At 60.3% G+C, this 15665-nt stretch carries 12 protein-coding genes and 1 other RNA gene; 4 read left to right on the top strand and 9 right to left on the bottom strand.

Going from position 1 to position 15665, the window contains the following annotated elements:
- Positions 1 to 288 precede the first annotated feature (288 nt).
- Positions 289 to 1995, top strand: coding sequence for an acid phosphatase (gene acpA / locus ACQKEN_RS07120; RefSeq protein ID WP_427684694.1), 1707 nt, complete (start codon positions 289 to 291; stop codon positions 1993 to 1995).
- 268 nt (positions 1996 to 2263) lie between these two features.
- Here the strand turns inward: acpA and ACQKEN_RS07115 are convergent, their stop codons facing one another.
- The 5 genes from ACQKEN_RS07115 to ACQKEN_RS07095 form a co-directional block, all read right to left on the bottom strand.
- Complete coding sequence (locus ACQKEN_RS07115; protein ID WP_427684692.1) at positions 2264 to 3481, bottom strand: MFS transporter; 1218 nt, start codon at positions 3479 to 3481, stop codon at positions 2264 to 2266.
- Between the two features lie 100 nt (positions 3482 to 3581).
- Positions 3582 to 3950 carry a Rap1a/Tai family immunity protein gene (locus ACQKEN_RS07110; protein ID WP_427684690.1) on the bottom strand — a complete coding sequence of 123 codons (369 nt, stop codon included), beginning with the start codon at positions 3948 to 3950 and terminating at the stop codon, positions 3582 to 3584.
- Positions 3950 to 4876 carry a type I pantothenate kinase gene (coaA, locus tag ACQKEN_RS07105; RefSeq protein WP_074889248.1) on the bottom strand — a complete coding sequence of 309 codons (927 nt, stop codon included), beginning with the start codon at positions 4874 to 4876 and terminating at the stop codon, positions 3950 to 3952. Before coaA ends, ACQKEN_RS07110 begins: the two co-directional genes overlap by 1 nt.
- Positions 4877 to 4978: 102 nt before the next feature.
- Entirely contained in the window at positions 4979 to 5650 is a 672-nt protein-coding gene (locus ACQKEN_RS07100; RefSeq protein ID WP_427684688.1) for an HAD family hydrolase, read from the bottom strand.
- A 656-nt stretch (positions 5651 to 6306) separates the two neighbouring features.
- The gene (locus tag ACQKEN_RS07095) at positions 6307 to 6594 is read right to left on the bottom strand and encodes a DUF3892 domain-containing protein (RefSeq protein ID WP_427684686.1); all 288 of its coding nucleotides are present in this window, start codon (positions 6592 to 6594) and stop codon (positions 6307 to 6309) included.
- Between the two features lie 131 nt (positions 6595 to 6725).
- On the opposite strand from ACQKEN_RS07095, the gene ACQKEN_RS07090 reads away from it, so the two are divergent.
- Both ACQKEN_RS07090 and ACQKEN_RS07085 read left to right on the top strand, forming a co-directional pair.
- Positions 6726 to 7082: a helix-turn-helix domain-containing protein gene (locus ACQKEN_RS07090; protein ID WP_427684685.1), complete on the top strand. Its 357-nt coding sequence runs from the start codon at positions 6726 to 6728 to the stop codon at positions 7080 to 7082.
- Positions 7082 to 7960: an ImmA/IrrE family metallo-endopeptidase gene (locus ACQKEN_RS07085; protein WP_427684683.1), complete on the top strand. Its 879-nt coding sequence runs from the start codon at positions 7082 to 7084 to the stop codon at positions 7958 to 7960. The genes ACQKEN_RS07090 and ACQKEN_RS07085 overlap by 1 nt, the downstream gene beginning before the upstream one ends.
- A 216-nt stretch (positions 7961 to 8176) precedes the next feature.
- On the opposite strand, the gene ffs is transcribed toward ACQKEN_RS07085, so the two are convergent.
- Positions 8177 to 8273: signal recognition particle sRNA small type (ffs, locus tag ACQKEN_RS07080), an RNA gene on the bottom strand.
- A gap of 236 nt (positions 8274 to 8509) precedes the next feature.
- Here ffs and ACQKEN_RS07075 point away from each other — a divergent pair.
- Positions 8510 to 9004 carry a GNAT family N-acetyltransferase gene (locus ACQKEN_RS07075; protein ID WP_427684682.1) on the top strand — a complete coding sequence of 165 codons (495 nt, stop codon included), beginning with the start codon at positions 8510 to 8512 and terminating at the stop codon, positions 9002 to 9004.
- A gap of 4 nt (positions 9005 to 9008) precedes the next feature.
- Here the strand turns inward: ACQKEN_RS07075 and ACQKEN_RS07070 are convergent, their stop codons facing one another.
- The 3 genes from ACQKEN_RS07070 to ligA form a co-directional block, all read right to left on the bottom strand.
- Entirely contained in the window at positions 9009 to 10814 is a 1806-nt protein-coding gene (locus ACQKEN_RS07070; protein ID WP_427684680.1) for a putative bifunctional diguanylate cyclase/phosphodiesterase, read from the bottom strand.
- 171 nt (positions 10815 to 10985) lie between these two features.
- Positions 10986 to 12152 (bottom strand): zinc-binding metallopeptidase family protein, encoded by a 1167-nt coding sequence (locus ACQKEN_RS07065; protein WP_427684678.1) that lies wholly within the window; start codon positions 12150 to 12152, stop codon positions 10986 to 10988.
- A gap of 970 nt (positions 12153 to 13122) precedes the next feature.
- Positions 13123 to 15471, bottom strand: a complete 2349-nt coding sequence (ligA, locus tag ACQKEN_RS07060; RefSeq protein WP_427684676.1) for an NAD-dependent DNA ligase LigA — start codon at positions 15469 to 15471, stop codon at positions 13123 to 13125.
- Between the last annotated feature and the right edge of the window lie 194 nt (positions 15472 to 15665).

The following is a 15665-nucleotide window of genomic DNA, read 5'->3' as shown; positions in this document are numbered from 1 at the left end:
TAGCCGGGAAGGCGTCATGTGACACACCGCACTACTGATTGCGCACACACTGGCCTCTTCCCGGCTAAAGCCGGTCCCACTAAGTAGACCGCGCGCACTCGGTGGGACCGGCTTTAGCCGGGAAAGCATTAGGTGGCACACCGCACGACTGATGGCGCACGCACTGGCCTCTTCGCGGCTAAAGCCGGTCCGACTGAAGGCGTGGCCATCGCTGTAGCAATCCCGTCATATTCCCTCGCTAGGCTCCGGCGACATATGTTGTAACAACTCCACATGCGAGCGCCCGCCATGAGCAAAAAACCGGAAGATCCCGCACAGGCTTCGGCCCCCCAGACACCGGTGGATGGCAGCCGTCGACGCTTCCTCGGCGGCGTCGCGGTCCTGGGCGCTGGTGCAACCCTCAGTGGTGTGGTGGGGGCAGCCGAAGCACGCGTTGAAGGCAAGCCTGCAACAGACACAATGCTGACCGGCCCGGCGCTGGACAAGGCGTTGCAGGAAAACGTGAAAACCATCGTGGTCATCTACGGCGAAAACCGCAGCTTCAATAACCTGTTCGCCAACTTCCCGGGCGTCGAGCAACCGCTTTCAGCCGTCAAAGCCGATCAATACCGCCAGCGCGACCGCGACGGCAAGGTTCTCGACACCCTGCCGCAGTGCTGGGGTGGCGTTTGCCAGATCGGCCCGCAAAGCGTCGATGGCGTGACCTACGCCACAGGCGTGCAGTACCAGGAAAACCTGCCCAATGCGCCCTTCCCCCTCAAAGGCCCGAGCGGCGAAGACCTGCCACTGAGCATCGTCACCCGCGACCTGTGGCACGTGTTCTATCAGAACCAGATGCAGATCAACGGCGGCAAGAACGACGCTTTCGTGGCGTGGGCAGACTCCGGCGGTCTGACCATGGGCTACTACGCCCAGACCCAATACTCCCTGCGCTTGTGGGACGTCGCCAAGGAGTTCGTGCTCTGCGACAACTTCTTCCAGGGCGCTTTCGGCGGATCGTTCCTCAACCACCAATACCTGATCTCGGCCCGAGCGCCCTTCTACCCGGACGCGGCGAACTCCCCGGCCAAGTCGCAAATCGCCGTGCTGGAAAGCAGCGATCCGCTGGACTACCGGCTCAAACCGCTGGAGAAATCACCGGCCAGCGCCATGACCGGCCCGCCGCAATTTGGCCCGAGCGCGCTGACGCCGGACGGTTACGGCGTCAACACCATGGCCCCGCCCTACTGGCCAACCTGGCTGCGTGACAAGGAAAAACCGGACTATTCGCAGCCGGGACTGGCCAACGTGCTGGTGCCACAGACCCACGACCACATCGGCGACAAGCTGTCGAAGAAGAACGTCGACTGGGCGTGGTACGCCGGCGCCTGGCAGGTGACGCTGGACGAATACAAGGATTCGACCGGCATCCCGAAGATCCCGAACTTCCAGTACCACCACCAGCCGTTCAACTACTTCAAGCAGCAGGGCCCGGACAACCCGGCCGAGCGCAAGAAGCGCCTGCGCGACGGCGGGCTGGGCGACGAATCCTCCACCAATAAATTCCTGGCCGACGCGGAGGCCGGTAAGCTGCCCGCCGTGACCTTCTACAAACCCCAGGGCAACCTCAACATGCACGCCGGTTACGCCGACGTTGCCGCCGGCGACCGACACATCGATCGCGCGATCAAAGTGCTGCGTAATAGTCCGCAGTGGAAAAACATGGTGATCGTCATTACGGTCGATGAAAACGGCGGCTGGTGGGACCACGTCGCTCCACCGAAGGGCGACCGCTGGGGGCCGGGTACGCGGGTGCCGGCGATCGTCATTTCGCCCTTCGCGCGCAAGGGCACGGTCGACCACACGGTGTACGACACCGCCTCGATCCTGCGTCTGATCACGCGGGTGCATGGTCTGGAGAAACTGGAAGGGTTGACCGAGCGCGACAACGCCATGGCCGCACGCGGTCAGGCGCCGATGGGTGATCTGACCAACGCGCTGCAGTTTCCGGTGTAGCACGGAGGCCCCGTCGTTGCTGACAAATCTCCGATAAGTGTACGCAACACCCTGTAGGAGCCGGCTTGCTGGCGAATGCGGTGGTTCAGACATGCAGGTATCGCCAGCCAGACTGCTTTCGCCAGCAAGCCGGCTACTACGGTGGATTTACGTCAAGCACGCAAGTGGCGTCAGACCCAAAACCTGTAGGAGCGCGCTTGCCCGCGAATGCGGTGGATCAGACACGCAGGTGCCGCCAGCCAGACTGCTTTCGCCAGCAAGCCGGCTCCTACGGATTGGTGGCGTGCTCACTACTCATGTCAGAGCTACCGCGCTCGTTCGGCAAGCACACGGTCAACACAGCCAGTACAACCGCGACCCCCGCAATCACCCCATACACGGCAACGAACGAACCGCTCACGCTCGCCAGCAGCCCGGCGCAATAATTGCCGAGCATGCCGCCGACGCCCTGCATGATGTTGGCGATGCCGAAGATGGTCACGGCCAGCGCAGCACGGGACGCCATTTTCGACACGTATGCCGGGATCAGCCCGAAGATCGGGTAGAACGCCACAGCGAACACGACGCCTGCCACCAGCGGCCAGTAGCCGGTCGGCGCGATGACCAGAATCAACGCTGCCGTCGCCACGCAGACGTACACCAGCAGCATGGCCGCACGCAGGCCGATGCGGTCCGACAGCGCGCCAAGCGCCAGACCGCTGAACATGCCGACGAAACCGATGCTGGCCCAGATCTGAGCGGTGTACTCGACGCCAAAATGCAGCTCCGTGCGCAAGTAGGACGACAGGTAGTTCTGGAACGGAAAGGTCGAAAAGCCGATCAGAAAATTCATCGACCAGACGGCGTACACCCAGCCCTGCAGGGCCTCACGCAGTACGCCCTTACCTGGCGCGCCATCATTGCCGTCCTCGCCTTCGCGAACAAACAACTGCGCACGTTTGAACACCAGAAACACGCCGACGACCAGCGCAACGGTGATCACCCCGACGATCCACCACACCGTGCGCCACTCGCCCTGGGGCGCATAAAGCGGTACCAGCAGGCTGTTGATGAACACGCCATAACTGGTGCCGCTCGACACCAACCCCATGGCCATGCCCCGGTATTTGTAGGGCACGGCGCGCGCGATGACGTCGACCATGGGCACAAACACAGTCGCCGCCGTGCCAGCGAGCATCGTCAGCAGCAGACCGATCAGCACGACGTTTTGCGCCAGGGGCATGAGCAGCAAGGCCAACGCGCATACGACGCCGGATCCGAAGATCACCCACCCTCCGCCAACACGAGGCGTCAGCCATGCCGCCAACAACGCGCTGGCGAGAAACCCCGCCTGCCCCGCTGCGGTGATGGTGCCCACGTAGGCGATGTCGAAGCCCAGGCTGGCGCGCATGTCCGGCACCAGTTGAGCGAAGAGGTAGATACCGAAGCCGTAAGTAGCGGCCACGAGGCCCGTAAGTAACAGCACAATCAGCGCATTGACACGCATCGTCGGCATCCTTGCTGAAGGCCGTCGCGGGCGCGGCGGCACAGGGCGAACCGGATAATCACGTCTGGATCAAGCAACAGGCTAGCGTAAAACGTGAGGGTTACTGGCAGGGAAACGCGTTTTTCAGCGCCGCGACCACCAGCACTGATTCATTCAGATGCAGACTCTCGGGATGCGCCTGCAAGGACTGCACGATGATGCGCATCGACTGAATCATCGGAATGCCGCCTTCGGGCACGCAGACCAGCCGGGGCAATCCGCCCGCTTCGTGAAACAGATCCAGCGTGTCCATCGTCGCTTGCAGCACCCCGACGCAATGGCCGACGCCAACGCCGTTCTGCGCCACGCCGCCGCTCATGCTGTTGATGCCGTCCTGGCATTCGAGCAGCAACTTGTTGCCGTCCGCCAGAGCGCCAGTGCTGACGCACAGCGCGAATAACGCCGACACGCCCGCGATTGATTTGCCCATCAGCGTAGCCACAGTTCCTTCACCGAATGATCCGACGCCTTACGCACAACCAGACTGGCGCGCTCGCGGGTCGGCAGGATGTTTTCCAGCAGGTTGGGCCGGTTGATGTCGTGCCAGATCTTGCGCGCGGCATCAGGGGATTTCTCCGGCGGCAGGTCGGCCAATTCACGGAAGTAGGCGCCTCGCGCGCGAAACGCGGTGCGTTGCAACATAAGAAAGCGCTCGACGTACCAGCGCTCGATATCGCCCTCTTCGGCGTCCAGATAGATTGAAAAATCGAAGAAGTCAGAGACGATGCTGCCCGGCTTCTGCCCGTCATTGCCCTCGGTCTGCAATACGTTCAGCCCTTCGAAAATCAGGATGTCGGGCTGGCTGACCTTGAAGAACTGGTCAGGGACGATGTCGTAGCTGATGTGGGAATAGACCGGGGCGGTGATTTCCGGCGTACCGGCCTTGAGGTCCGAGAGAAACTTGACCATGCGCTTGCGATCGTAGCTTTCCGGAAAGCCCTTGCGGTGCATGATGCCGTCGGCGACGAGCCGGGCATTGGGGTGCAGAAAACCGTCGGTGGTGATCAGATCGACACGGGGATGATCCGGCCAACGCGCCATCAGCGCCTGCAGCACCCGTGCAAAGGTGCTCTTGCCGACCGCGACGCTGCCTGCCACCGCGACCACATAGGTCTGGCGTTTGGCAGGGCGTCCCAAAAAGGTGTCCTTGATGCTGTCCAGATTGCGCGCAGCGCTGACGTGCAGATTGATCAGGCGTGACAGCGGCAGGTAGATGTTGGCGACATCCTCCAGCGAGATGTCCTCGTTCACGCCTCGCAATGCGGCCAGATCTTCTTCGGACAACGTCAATGGCGTACTGGCGCGCAGCCCCGCCCACTCCGCGCTGCTCATTACCAGATAGTCATCAGGGGCCATCAATCGCGTTCCAGTCAGGTGTCCGTATCGACAATGGTGCGAAGACTATCGTATTGATCCAAATGGAGGGCAGATTTATTTGAATCTGTCGGGACCGATGGCTTACTTCGAGGACGTCATTTCCGCCAGATCCGCAGCCAGGGTTTCCAGCGTAGGCCGCATGATCAAAGGCGCCGGCGCGCCTTCGGGCGCTGACAGGCCGATACGGTTGTGCCAGATCGTCGGCAGTCCCACCTTGGCCGTGCCGAACAGATCGTAGGCCGAACCTGCGACAAACACGGCATGGCTCGCATCGACGCCCAAGGTGTCCAGCGCCAGACGATAAGGCGCGGGGTCGGGCTTATAAAAACCGGCTTTTTCCGAAGTGATCACCACGTCAAACGGGATCCCCAACACATCCGCCGCGATCTGGCCCAGGCGCTCGGAACAGTTGGTCACGACACCGAGCTTGTAATGGGGCTTGAGGGATTCGAGGACCGCCCTGGCTTCCAGCCAGGGCTGCAACTCCCCGAAGCGCCGTTCAAGCTCCGCCGCCGCGTGCTTGCCCAGGCCGACTTCCATCGCCGCCTCCTCCACCAGCGTGTCATAAGGGCGATAGCGGCCGCAGCCGTAGGTCGCCTTCAGATAGGCCATGCGCCAGGTGCGGCCCAGCTCTTCGGATCCGGCGACTGAGTTCCACAGGGTCCAGGAATTCAGCAAAGCGGTGAGCAGATCGAAGAGTACGAGTTGGACGGGGGGTGTTGGATGGAGGGGTGATGGGGTGGCGGTTGTCATTGTTGTTATTCCTGAGGGGGGGATGGCGTACGGAGGATATCCAGCCCGATCGCGTAATGGCGTCTTGGGAGGGTCCGCGGGTGACTCCATTCTAGGCTGCGGTTGCCGCCAAGACCCTCGCACGCGCTAACTCTATGATTCAGCGTTGGCTAACGGCCAGTCGTTCACGGGGTGGGTTTCGACTGGGCACACGTGGCGATTGCGTGCTGAACATTGCCGCGACCTCAAGCTCCTGGGCGGTTCAGGTAAGCGAAGGGAAATCAAGACGTTAGCCTAAAGTGCGCAAAGCTTATTTTTGAATCGACAGCGTTCATTTCGCTCCCTCGTACATGGGTTAGAGAATCCGGCAAAACCGCTACAATTCTTCTCCAGCTTGAGACCTAGACCGCTATCGACGGGAAATTCGGCGGTGGGAAAAAATGGGTGGCTAAGCCACCCGTAGAAAAGGTACATGATTTATCGCTTGCTATCGGGAGTTACTTTGACCGGAGCCCATGCATGACCAGGCTTTGTCGTAGGTGGAAGCTGACGGTTGTCAGGCACAGTTGTGTAGTTCGGTAGCCTGCCTCCACGTGGGCCTATCTCCTGATAAATCCCGCCCTTGCTTCCAGTGCTTTCACCTGGTTTTTTGTTCGTGCTCATATATATGTCCTCGATTATTTCAGTGGGCACTGGTTGAGGGATAGCAAGTTATTGTTCCAGTCCCCATCTGAATAGGTACGCACGTATGGTGCCTTCCCTGCTGCCCTTACTACGCCGATGTTTGCACGCTTACCGTTAACAGGGTCAACCACATAAAACGTGTTGGTTTTACTGTCAATGCTTTGAATTACCTGCTCGCGAGTCCACATCCATTTCCCGGCCGGGTTGCCCAGGTGGGTGATGTGCTCATGAGTACTCTGTGCGTTGGGTTTGGTGATACAGGTCACTTGTACATCAGCCATAACAGTTACCTTCCTTCTTGCATACGCAAGTATCGTCATCTATAGTTTGACGAATTCGTCATGCTTTTGGCCAAAATAAAAGGCCTCGCAGGCCATGACGAAACAGTCAACTCAAACTATACGGTTCCGTCATGCAGCAGTCAACCCCCTCATCCTCTTCCGAAGCATTCCCGAGGCGATTGCGTACCGCGCGCGAGTATCGCGGTCTAAACCAAGCCGAGCTGGGAAAAAAAACGGGCATGCAGCCTTCAGCAATTTCCCATTTTGAAACTGGCACTCGAAAACCATCCTTCGACAACCTTCGCATCCTTGCAGATAGCCTTGACGTTACCACTGACTACCTCCTAGGCCGCGTTGAGGACTTCAAGGAACTTGCTGGTGCTGATCGTCTGCACCGTCACTATGAGTCACTTGATGGCTCCGATCGAAAGATGGCTGACGACCTGATCATGATGCTGGCAAAGCGCGCCTTGGAAAAAGATAAATAATGTCCAAAAACGACCCCTACGCCTCTGCTTCGATGGCGGCTGAACAAATCATCAAAGGAATGGGGGTCGTTAGCCTGCCCATCGATCCTAAAGCAATTGCTCGCGACCGAGGCATCGAGGTCGTAGCAAAGCCCATGGGCAGTGTAGGGGCCTCAGGAATGTTGGTGCGCTTTGGCAACGACTTCGCCATTGCTTACGCTACCAATCTTCAAAACGAAGGTTTTGAAAACTTCAGCGTGGGACATGAGCTGGGGCATTATTTCCTTCCAGGTCACGTAGATGCAGTGATAACGGGTGATAGCGGCTCGCACCAATCGCGAGCGGGGTTTTCATCTGGTAACAGGTATGAAGCGGAAGCAGACCGTTTTGCCGCAAGCTTTCTAATGCCCAGACATCTGTTTTATCCAGCTATTCAAAAAGCCGGGACCGGACTTTTGGCAATCGAAAACCTCGCTGATCTTTGCAAGACGTCGCTGCATGCCACTGGCATACGCTACACCCAATGCACCCGCGAACCAGTTGCCATCGTCATCAGTCAGGGCAGCACTATTGACCATTGCTTCATGTCAGCTGCGCTTCAGAACGTTGAAGGAATAGATTGGCTAAGGAAGCGTGCAGCAATCCCACGTAACTCAGCTACTTTTTACTTCAACCAAGTGCCCGAAAATGTTTTACACGCCGCAAGAATCGAGGCAACGTCCAACCTTCAGGATTGGTTTGGCGGACGACGAAGCATCGAAATCAGCGAGGATGTAGTTGGCCTCGGCCGCTATGGCAGAACACTAACCGTACTACATGACATCAACGTCCCCGAACCAGATGACGAAGAAGAGGAGGAATCTTTGATTGAGTCGTGGACACCACGCTTCAAGAAATAGGCAGATTGCACGGCTGCCATAGCAGCAAGAGTCTTCATCAATAGGCTTGCGAAGTAAGACAGTCACAGCATGGGCTTCAGTGACCGCCAAGAACACGAACATATGTAGTAAAGACTTTACCGCGAATTAGTGGTTAAACACTGTCGCGCTTCGAGTTTTTGCAGCGAAATCCCTGCAGAGATGAGGGACTTTGAGAAGAGTTCGTTATGGAGGCAACCCCACCAGCCACACCCCGGCACACAATGTTCCCGCTGTGGCTGCTGCCTTCCGGCTCTGACCAGGTTCACGGGTAATCGTTGCGGGGGGACCGATGGGGTCACCATAACGACGCTCGCCAGTGGCGAGCCGCGCCATTGTACCGGTCTCGCGCGAAGTTACAACCTCTTGTTTCAGATTAAGATTTTGAGCGTATTCGAGCCCTTGCGGCGTACTCGACGCAGCCTTCAAGCCTCGGGATGCGGCACAATGGCGCCTGCATTTTCACCGTCCGCCAGCACTTGACTCGTCCATGCCCCGCCCTGCCGGAGCGCAAGACGCAGGTAATCACCGATGCACTTCGCGCTCACCCGCCATGAATCCCTCTCCCACACGCAACAGCACCAGTTGCTGGAAATTGAGCTGTTGCCCGAGCAGATCCGCCACGTTGGCGACATCTATGGCGGTCTGCACACGCTGACCGCGCGCCCCGTCGCCGACCGGCAAGGCTTCGTGCTGTTGATCGACGACATCCCCCGTGGCTTTTTCATACTTAAGCGCAGGTCGCTGTTGCCGGATTGGGCACGTGGCCACACGCGCGCAACCACGACGCTGCACGCGCTGATGATTGATAAACGGTTTCAGGGTCTGGGACTGGGCAAGCAGTGCCTGCGCGCGCTGCCGGAATTGACGCGGGCGTTATGGCCAGACACGGAGCAATTGATGCTCGCCGTGGAGGTCGGCAACAACCCGGCCTATCAGTTGTACTTGTCGCTCGGTTGGCAGGATCTGCCGGGCAGCGATTCGGATCACGCCAGTTTTGAGCGGTTGATGCTTCTCACGCTGTAAGGACTCAATGGGCCAGTGATCGCAACTGCCGAACCTTGCTGCGGCGCTCGACGTTCATCCAGTGTTCGAGCGCGGTGACGGTCATGGGTCGCGCGACGAGGAAGCCTTGCACCTCGTGGCAGCCCAGTTCGCAGAGAATTTCGTAGACGCCTTCGGTTTCGGCGCCTTCCGCGACGACGCGGTAGCCGAGGCGCTTCGCCAGATCGACGATGGCTTCCACCAGCCCGCGATCCTTGTCATTGCTGTCGATGTTTTCCACCAGCGACTTGTCGAGCTTGACCGTGGTGGCGGGCAATTGCCGAAGGTAAGTCCAGTTGCTGTAGCCGGTACCGAAGTCGTCGATGGCGATGTCGATGTTCAATCCGCGCAGGCGCTCCAGCTGAAGCCGGGTGACTTCAGGGTTATCGCACAGGGCGCTTTCGGTGAATTCAAGCTCGAAGCCACTCGGGTCGAGACCGCTGACAGTCAATTGCTCGAACAACGCGTCGCTGAACGATGAGTTGGCCAGATCGATTGCCGACACGTTCATTGCCACTTTGAAGGCATAGCCCTGCGCCTGCCAGACCGCCGCCTGAGCAACAGCCTTTTTCAGCACCCATAGGCTGAGCGAACGAATCAGCGCGGTCTTCTCCGCCAGCGGAATAAACTCCATCGGACTGATCGGGCCCAGCACCGGGTGCTGCCAACGCAGCAGCGCTTCGACGGTGACGATGCGGCCGGACGCCACCTCCAGCCTCGGCTGATACACCAGCGACAACTGATTCGGGCTGCGCACCGCTTCGGCCAGCGCCGCCAACAGCAAAAAGGCGCGTTGCTGGGCGAAGTCCAGGTGAGGCTCGTACCAGCGCCAGCCCGTCGATTTACCCCGGGCTTCGTCTGCCGCGCTGACCACCAGCCGAATCCAGTCATGCTCATCGCAGCGGTCCAGGCCCAACGGCAGCACGCCGATGCCGACGTCCATCTGAATCGGGATGTTGCGGCAGATCAGCGGCCGCCGGAAATGCTCCAGCAACTGCCGGAACACCCTCTCGGCCTGCTCGGGTCGGGCATGACGGGTGATCAGCGCGATGCGCGTGGGGCTGACTTTGTACAGCGCGGTGTCGGCAGGCAACTGGCTGCGGCAGTTTTCGATCATGCAGCGCACCAACTCCTGGGCGAAGCTGTAACCCAGGGCCTTGACGATGCTGTCGAGAAACGCCGGCGCCACCATGTCCAGCGCAACCAGCGCGTATTTGCGCCGATCGGCCAGGGCGGCGAGGTCTTCTTCCAGGCGCAGGCGGTTGAACAATCCGGTGGGCTGGTCGACGTAGCTGGCGTGGCGCAGGTTGTTGAGGCGCTTCATCACCAACTGGCCATACATCTCCAGCATGGTCAGGTCGCGCGGGCCGAGTGGCGGCCGAGGCGCGCTGTCGATGATGCACAACGTGCCCAGGGCCAGGCCGTCGGCGGTCACCAGCGGCACGCCGGCGTAGAAGCGAATGTGCGGCTCGCCGGTCACCAGCGGATTGTCGCTGAAGCGCGGGTCGAGCATCGCATCAGGGACCTGAAACGTCTCGTGGCTGAGGATGGTGTAGGCGCAGAAGGCGATCTCGCGGGGCGTCTCACGCTCTTCAAGGCCTGCCCGTGCCCGAAACCACTGGCGGTGCTCACTGACGATGGAAACGAGGGCAATGGGGACCTCAAAATAATGGGTCACCATGGTTATGACGTGATCGAGTACATCGTCCGCCGTCGCATCGATGAGCCCCATATGGGTGATGCGCGAAAGCCGGGAACGCTCGTTCTTGGGCAATGGAGCACTGGTGGCCATAGCTGAAATCCCTTTTAGACCGCTTCGCAGATCGCTTCGCCAGTAGTATCAAAACGATATGTATAGGGAAAATAGCACCCCTTTTTCACCCGTGCAGGCGTCGCAGACAAGCGGCGAAGTCCTTTCACCGCTTCGTACCAATATCTTTAGGCCACCATTCGCATGGAGGGATTACTGCACTTGCAGGACCTCATCGGCCTTGCCACCCGCACCCTGTATGACCAAATGGATGAAATGCAGCTTGGTGATGACGGCTGGCGGCAGCACGAACGGATAGAAATCCGCCTGGCCCATGGCGCGGGACAACTCATTGAGCATGCCGGCCAGTTCTATCCACGCATTGACGAACGAGAGGAACGCCGGACCGCCCGGATGCTGAGGGTCGTACAAGGTTTCCAGAGGGAACGGCTGGTAGTCGAGGTCCATGTCCCGGGCGCTCATGCCCAGGCTCAGGGCGGTGTCGACCGCGTCCATCATGTGCAGGTAATGCGCCCAGGTTTCAGCCCAGTCTTCCCATGGGTGCATGGTGGCGTAGGCGCTGACGAAACTCTGTTGCCAGTCGGCCGGGGCGCCGTTCTGGTAGTGATGGTCCAGGGCGTCGGCGTAGCTGGCGCGGTCGTCGCCGAACAGGTTGCGGAAACCATCCTGCCAGTAGGTGTCGGCAATCAGGCGGTCCCAGTAGTAGTGGCCCACCTCATGACGGAAATGCCCGAGCAACGTGCGATAGGGTTCGTGCATCTGCACGCGAACCTTCTCACGAATGGCGTCGTCCGCTTCTTCGACGTTGAGGGTGATCAAACCGCTGGCGTGTCCGGTGGTTGGCAGGTTGCCTTCCAGATCGACGCCGAGGAATTCGAAGGCGAGACCGCGCTCTTCATCCACGCTTTTGGGAATGACCTGAAGGCCGAGGGTGATCAACTGCGCCACCAGCCGACGCTTGGCGGTCTCGATTTTGCCCCAGCGCTCGGGATTCTCAGGCACGGACAGGTCGGGGATGGTCTTGTTGAGGCTGCAGGCGATGCAGAATTCCCCGGCATTCAGCGCGGGGAACACCCAGTTGCAGGCCGCCGCTGTGTCGAGGTTGGCGCAACGACGGTAGAGCCCGGCCTGGGGCTCGTCGCTCAAACGCCAGGTCTGCGGCTCGGGACCCGGTTCCAGGGCGGCAATCTTGCTCTGCTCAGGGAGATAGCCCAACGCTGCGGAGCAGGCCAGGCACTGGCTGTTGCGGAAAAACACCGACTGGCCGCAATGGCATTGCCAGACCTTGCTGTTGCGTTTGTTCTCACCGGCGAACGGCGCCGCGATCCGTGTGCTGAGTTGCTCGAAGAACTGGAACATGGCGATATCCTGATGGGGCTGCAAGCACTAGATCGTCAAGGGTGACGGGGGTTCCGTTTTTTGCGCAGTCTTCCCTCCCGCCTAACGGCGGGACATTTCGCCTTCGGCGACTTACTTTTGAAAAGCACCAAAAGTAAGCAAAAGTGCCTGCTCCTGGTTTGGCCCTTCCTTCGTCAGGGTTCCCTCACTTCGACGACGCTCCGTGGGCCCGCGCCGAACGGACATCCATGTCCTGGCGGCGCTCTCGCGGCATCCATGCCGCTCGGCCCACTCCACGTCGTCTGCGTTCGGCCTGCACCCAAGTCGCGATTGGCGGTGTCTGGGCTTTTTGCGTATGAAGATCAAGAGCAGATCACAAGCAGATCAAGGGCTCCCCGGCTGAAGCCGGTCCTACGGAGTGCGCGTTGTTTCAGCTGATCGCTGATCGTTCCCACGCTCTGCGTGGTAACGCCGCCTTGGACGCTCCGCGTCCCTGGATGACGCGGAGCGTCTTGGGGATGCGTGCCCACGCGGAGCGTGGGTACGATCAACTGGTGAACTGCGAAATTGATGGTGACTGAACCGGCCCCTTCCCGGCTAAAGCCGGTCCCACTAACGGCAGCGCGTGCATTCCGTGAGAGTCGCGGCAGACCTCGACCGTAGGACCGGCTTTAGCCGGGAAGCCCTTGATCTGCTTTTAATCTGCTTTTGATCTTCGTACACAGAAAGTCCAGTCACCACAAAACGCGACTTGGGTGCAGGCTGAACGGAGGTCTCGTGGAGTGGGCCGAGCCGCATGGATGCGGCGAGAGCCGCCCCCCGCCATGGATGGCGGATGGCGGCGGGCCCACGGAGCGAGACCGGAGTGAAGGAACCCTGAGGAACGAAGGGCCCAACCAGGAGCAAGCACCCTTGGTTACTTGGGGTGCTTTTCCAAGTAACTCGCCGAAGGCGAAACCGAGGCCGTTAGGCCGACGCCTTTGATCTTGATCTAGCTGAGGTCAACAGCATGTTGCTTCAGAAACGCTACAAACGCCTCTTCGTCCAGCACCTTCAAGCCCAGCTCATTGGCCTTGGTCAACTTCGACCCAGCCCCCGGCCCCGCCACCACCGTGTGGGTCTTCGCCGAGACCGAGCCGGACACCTTCGCCCCCAGCCCCTCCAGCTTCTCCTTCGCCACATCCCGGCTCATCAACTCCAGCGAACCGGTCAGGACCCACGTCTGCCCTGCCAGCGGCAAACCCTCGACCACCTTCTTCTCGCTCTGCCAGTGCATGCCGAAATCCTTCAGCTGCTGCTCGATCGCCAACGCCCGCTGCGCATGCTCCGGGACATCGAAAAACGCCCTCACCGCCTGCGCCTGCTTCTCCGGCAGGGTCTGCCGCATATCCAGCCAGTCCGCCTTGACGACCGCCTCAAGGGTGCCGAACTTGTCCGCCAGCTTCTGCGCCGCGCCCGGCCCTACCGACGGAATGTTCAACTTGTCCAGCATCCCGCCCAACGTCGCGCTGGCTGCGAACTCCGCGCCGAGATCGCCCGTATCCTGCAGCTGCAGCTGGCATTCGCCGAGCAAGGCGCCGATCACGTTCTGGTTGTGGTCGTCTTCGAAGAAACTGTGAATCTCATGGGCGACTTCCAGACCCACGTCCGGCAGATACGTCAGCACCTCCGGCAGCGCGACAATCACCCGATCCAGCGAACCCAACGAACGCGCCAACACCTTGGCCGTCTCCTCGCCCACGTCCGGAATGCCCAGCGCGTAGATGAAGCGCGCCAGCGTCGGCTGCTTGCTGTCGTCGATGGCCTTGAGCAGCTTCTTGCTGGAGATGTCGGCGAAACCCTCCAGATCGATGATCTGCTCGTACGTCAGTTTGTACAGATCGGCGGGCGAACCGATGAGCTTCTCGTCCACCAGTTGCTCGATGGTCTTGTCGCCCAGCCCCTCGATGTCCATCGCCCGGCGCGAGACGTAATGGATGATCGCCTGTTTGAGCTGCGCGCCGCACGCCAGACGGCCGACGCAGCGATACACCGCGCCTTCGCTGATGGTTTCCTTGCCCTTGCTGCGCTTGATCAGTTGCGTGCGCTCGACCTGGGAGCCACACACCGGGCAGGTCTGCGGGATCTCGACGGCGCGCGCGTCTGTCGGGCGGCGCTCCTGGACGACCTGCACCACCTGGGGAATCACATCGCCGGCGCGGCGGATGATCACCGTGTCGCCGATCATCAGGCCCAGACGCGCCACTTCGTCCATGTTGTGCAGCGTCGCGTTGGCGACGGTCACACCGGCGACTTTCACCGGTTTCAAACGGGCCACCGGCGTGACGGCGCCGGTGCGGCCGACCTGGAATTCCACGTCGAGCAGCTCGGTGAGTTCTTCCATGGCCGGGAATTTGTGGGCAATGGCCCAGCGCGGTTCGCGGGCGCGGAAACCCAGTTCGCGCTGGGACGTAATGCTGTTCACCTTGAACACCACGCCGTCGATTTCGTACGGCAACGACAGACGTTTCTCGCCGATGTCGTGGTAGTACTTCAGGCACTCTTCGATGCCGTGGGCGATTTTCATCTCACGGCTGATCGGCATGCCCCACGCTTTCAGCTGCTGCAGGTTGCCGGTGTGGGTGTCGGCGATGTCGTGGGACACCTGGCCGATGCCATAACAGCAGAATTCCAGCGGGCGGTTGGCAGTGATTTTCGAATCCAGTTGGCGGAGGCTGCCCGCCGCCGCGTTGCGCGGGTTGGCAAAGGTCTTGCCACCCACTTCAAGCTGACTGGCGTTCAGACGCTCGAAGCCGGCCTTGGACATGAACACTTCGCCGCGCACTTCAAGGGTGTCCGGCCAGCCTTTGCCGTGCAGCTTCAGCGGAATATTGCGCACGGTGCGCACGTTGACGCTGATGTCTTCGCCGGTGGTGCCATCGCCGCGGGTGGCACCACGCACCAGCGCGCCGTTCTGGTACAGCAGGCTCACCGCCAGGCCATCGAGTTTCGGCTCGCAGCTGTATTCCACCTTCTTCGACGCAGCGGGCAGGTCCAGCCCTTCGTTGACCCGACGATCGAACTCGAGCATGTCGGTTTCTTCGAAGGCGTTGCCCAGGCTCAGCATGGGGATTTCGTGGCGCACCTGGGTGAACGCCGACAGCGCCGCACTGCCCACCCGCTGGGTCGGCGAGTCCGGGGTCACAAGATGAGGGTTCTCCGCCTCCAGCGCCTTCAGTTCGTGGAACAGGCGATCGTACTCAACGTCCGGGATGCTCGGCTCGTCGAGGACGTGATAGCGGTAGTTGTGCTGATCCAGCTCAGCGCGCAGTTCAAGGATGCGGGTTTCGGCGGCTTTCATAGGTGTGGTCTCGAAATGCAAAAGAGCAGCCGAAGCTGCTCAATCGTGGTACGTGCATAACCTGTGGAAGCGTGGCTTGTCCCGCGATCGGCTGCGCAGCAGTCGCAGCTCATCCAACGCGGTGTAGCTGAAATACCTCATCCGTCAGATCTACTGCCGCTTCGCGCCAGATCGCGGGACAAGCCACGCTCCTA

Source organism: Pseudomonas sp. NPDC078416 (assembly GCF_050268485.1).
GTDB lineage: Bacteria > Pseudomonadota > Gammaproteobacteria > Pseudomonadales > Pseudomonadaceae > Aquipseudomonas.
The sequence above is the reverse complement of the archived record's forward strand: the minus strand, read 5'-3'. Positions and strand labels throughout refer to the sequence as shown.

Coding starts and splice junctions, on each gene's coding strand:
- ligA (WP_427684676.1), bottom strand. CDS start 15,471: ATGAAAGCCGCCGAAACCCGCATCCTTGAACTGCGCGCTGAGCTGGAT.
- ACQKEN_RS07100 (WP_427684688.1), bottom strand. CDS start 5,650: ATGACAACCGCCACCCCATCACCCCTCCATCCAACACCCCCCGTCCAA.
- ACQKEN_RS07095 (WP_427684686.1), bottom strand. CDS start 6,594: ATGGCTGATGTACAAGTGACCTGTATCACCAAACCCAACGCACAGAGT.
- ACQKEN_RS07075 (WP_427684682.1), top strand. CDS start 8,510: ATGCACTTCGCGCTCACCCGCCATGAATCCCTCTCCCACACGCAACAG.
- ACQKEN_RS07070 (WP_427684680.1), bottom strand. CDS start 10,814: ATGGCCACCAGTGCTCCATTGCCCAAGAACGAGCGTTCCCGGCTTTCG.
- ACQKEN_RS07085 (WP_427684683.1), top strand. CDS start 7,082: ATGTCCAAAAACGACCCCTACGCCTCTGCTTCGATGGCGGCTGAACAA.
- ACQKEN_RS07065 (WP_427684678.1), bottom strand. CDS start 12,152: ATGTTCCAGTTCTTCGAGCAACTCAGCACACGGATCGCGGCGCCGTTC.
- ACQKEN_RS07115 (WP_427684692.1), bottom strand. CDS start 3,481: ATGCGTGTCAATGCGCTGATTGTGCTGTTACTTACGGGCCTCGTGGCC.
- ACQKEN_RS07110 (WP_427684690.1), bottom strand. CDS start 3,950: ATGGGCAAATCAATCGCGGGCGTGTCGGCGTTATTCGCGCTGTGCGTC.
- acpA (WP_427684694.1), top strand. CDS start 289: ATGAGCAAAAAACCGGAAGATCCCGCACAGGCTTCGGCCCCCCAGACA.
- ACQKEN_RS07090 (WP_427684685.1), top strand. CDS start 6,726: ATGCAGCAGTCAACCCCCTCATCCTCTTCCGAAGCATTCCCGAGGCGA.
- coaA (WP_074889248.1), bottom strand. CDS start 4,876: ATGGCCCCTGATGACTATCTGGTAATGAGCAGCGCGGAGTGGGCGGGG.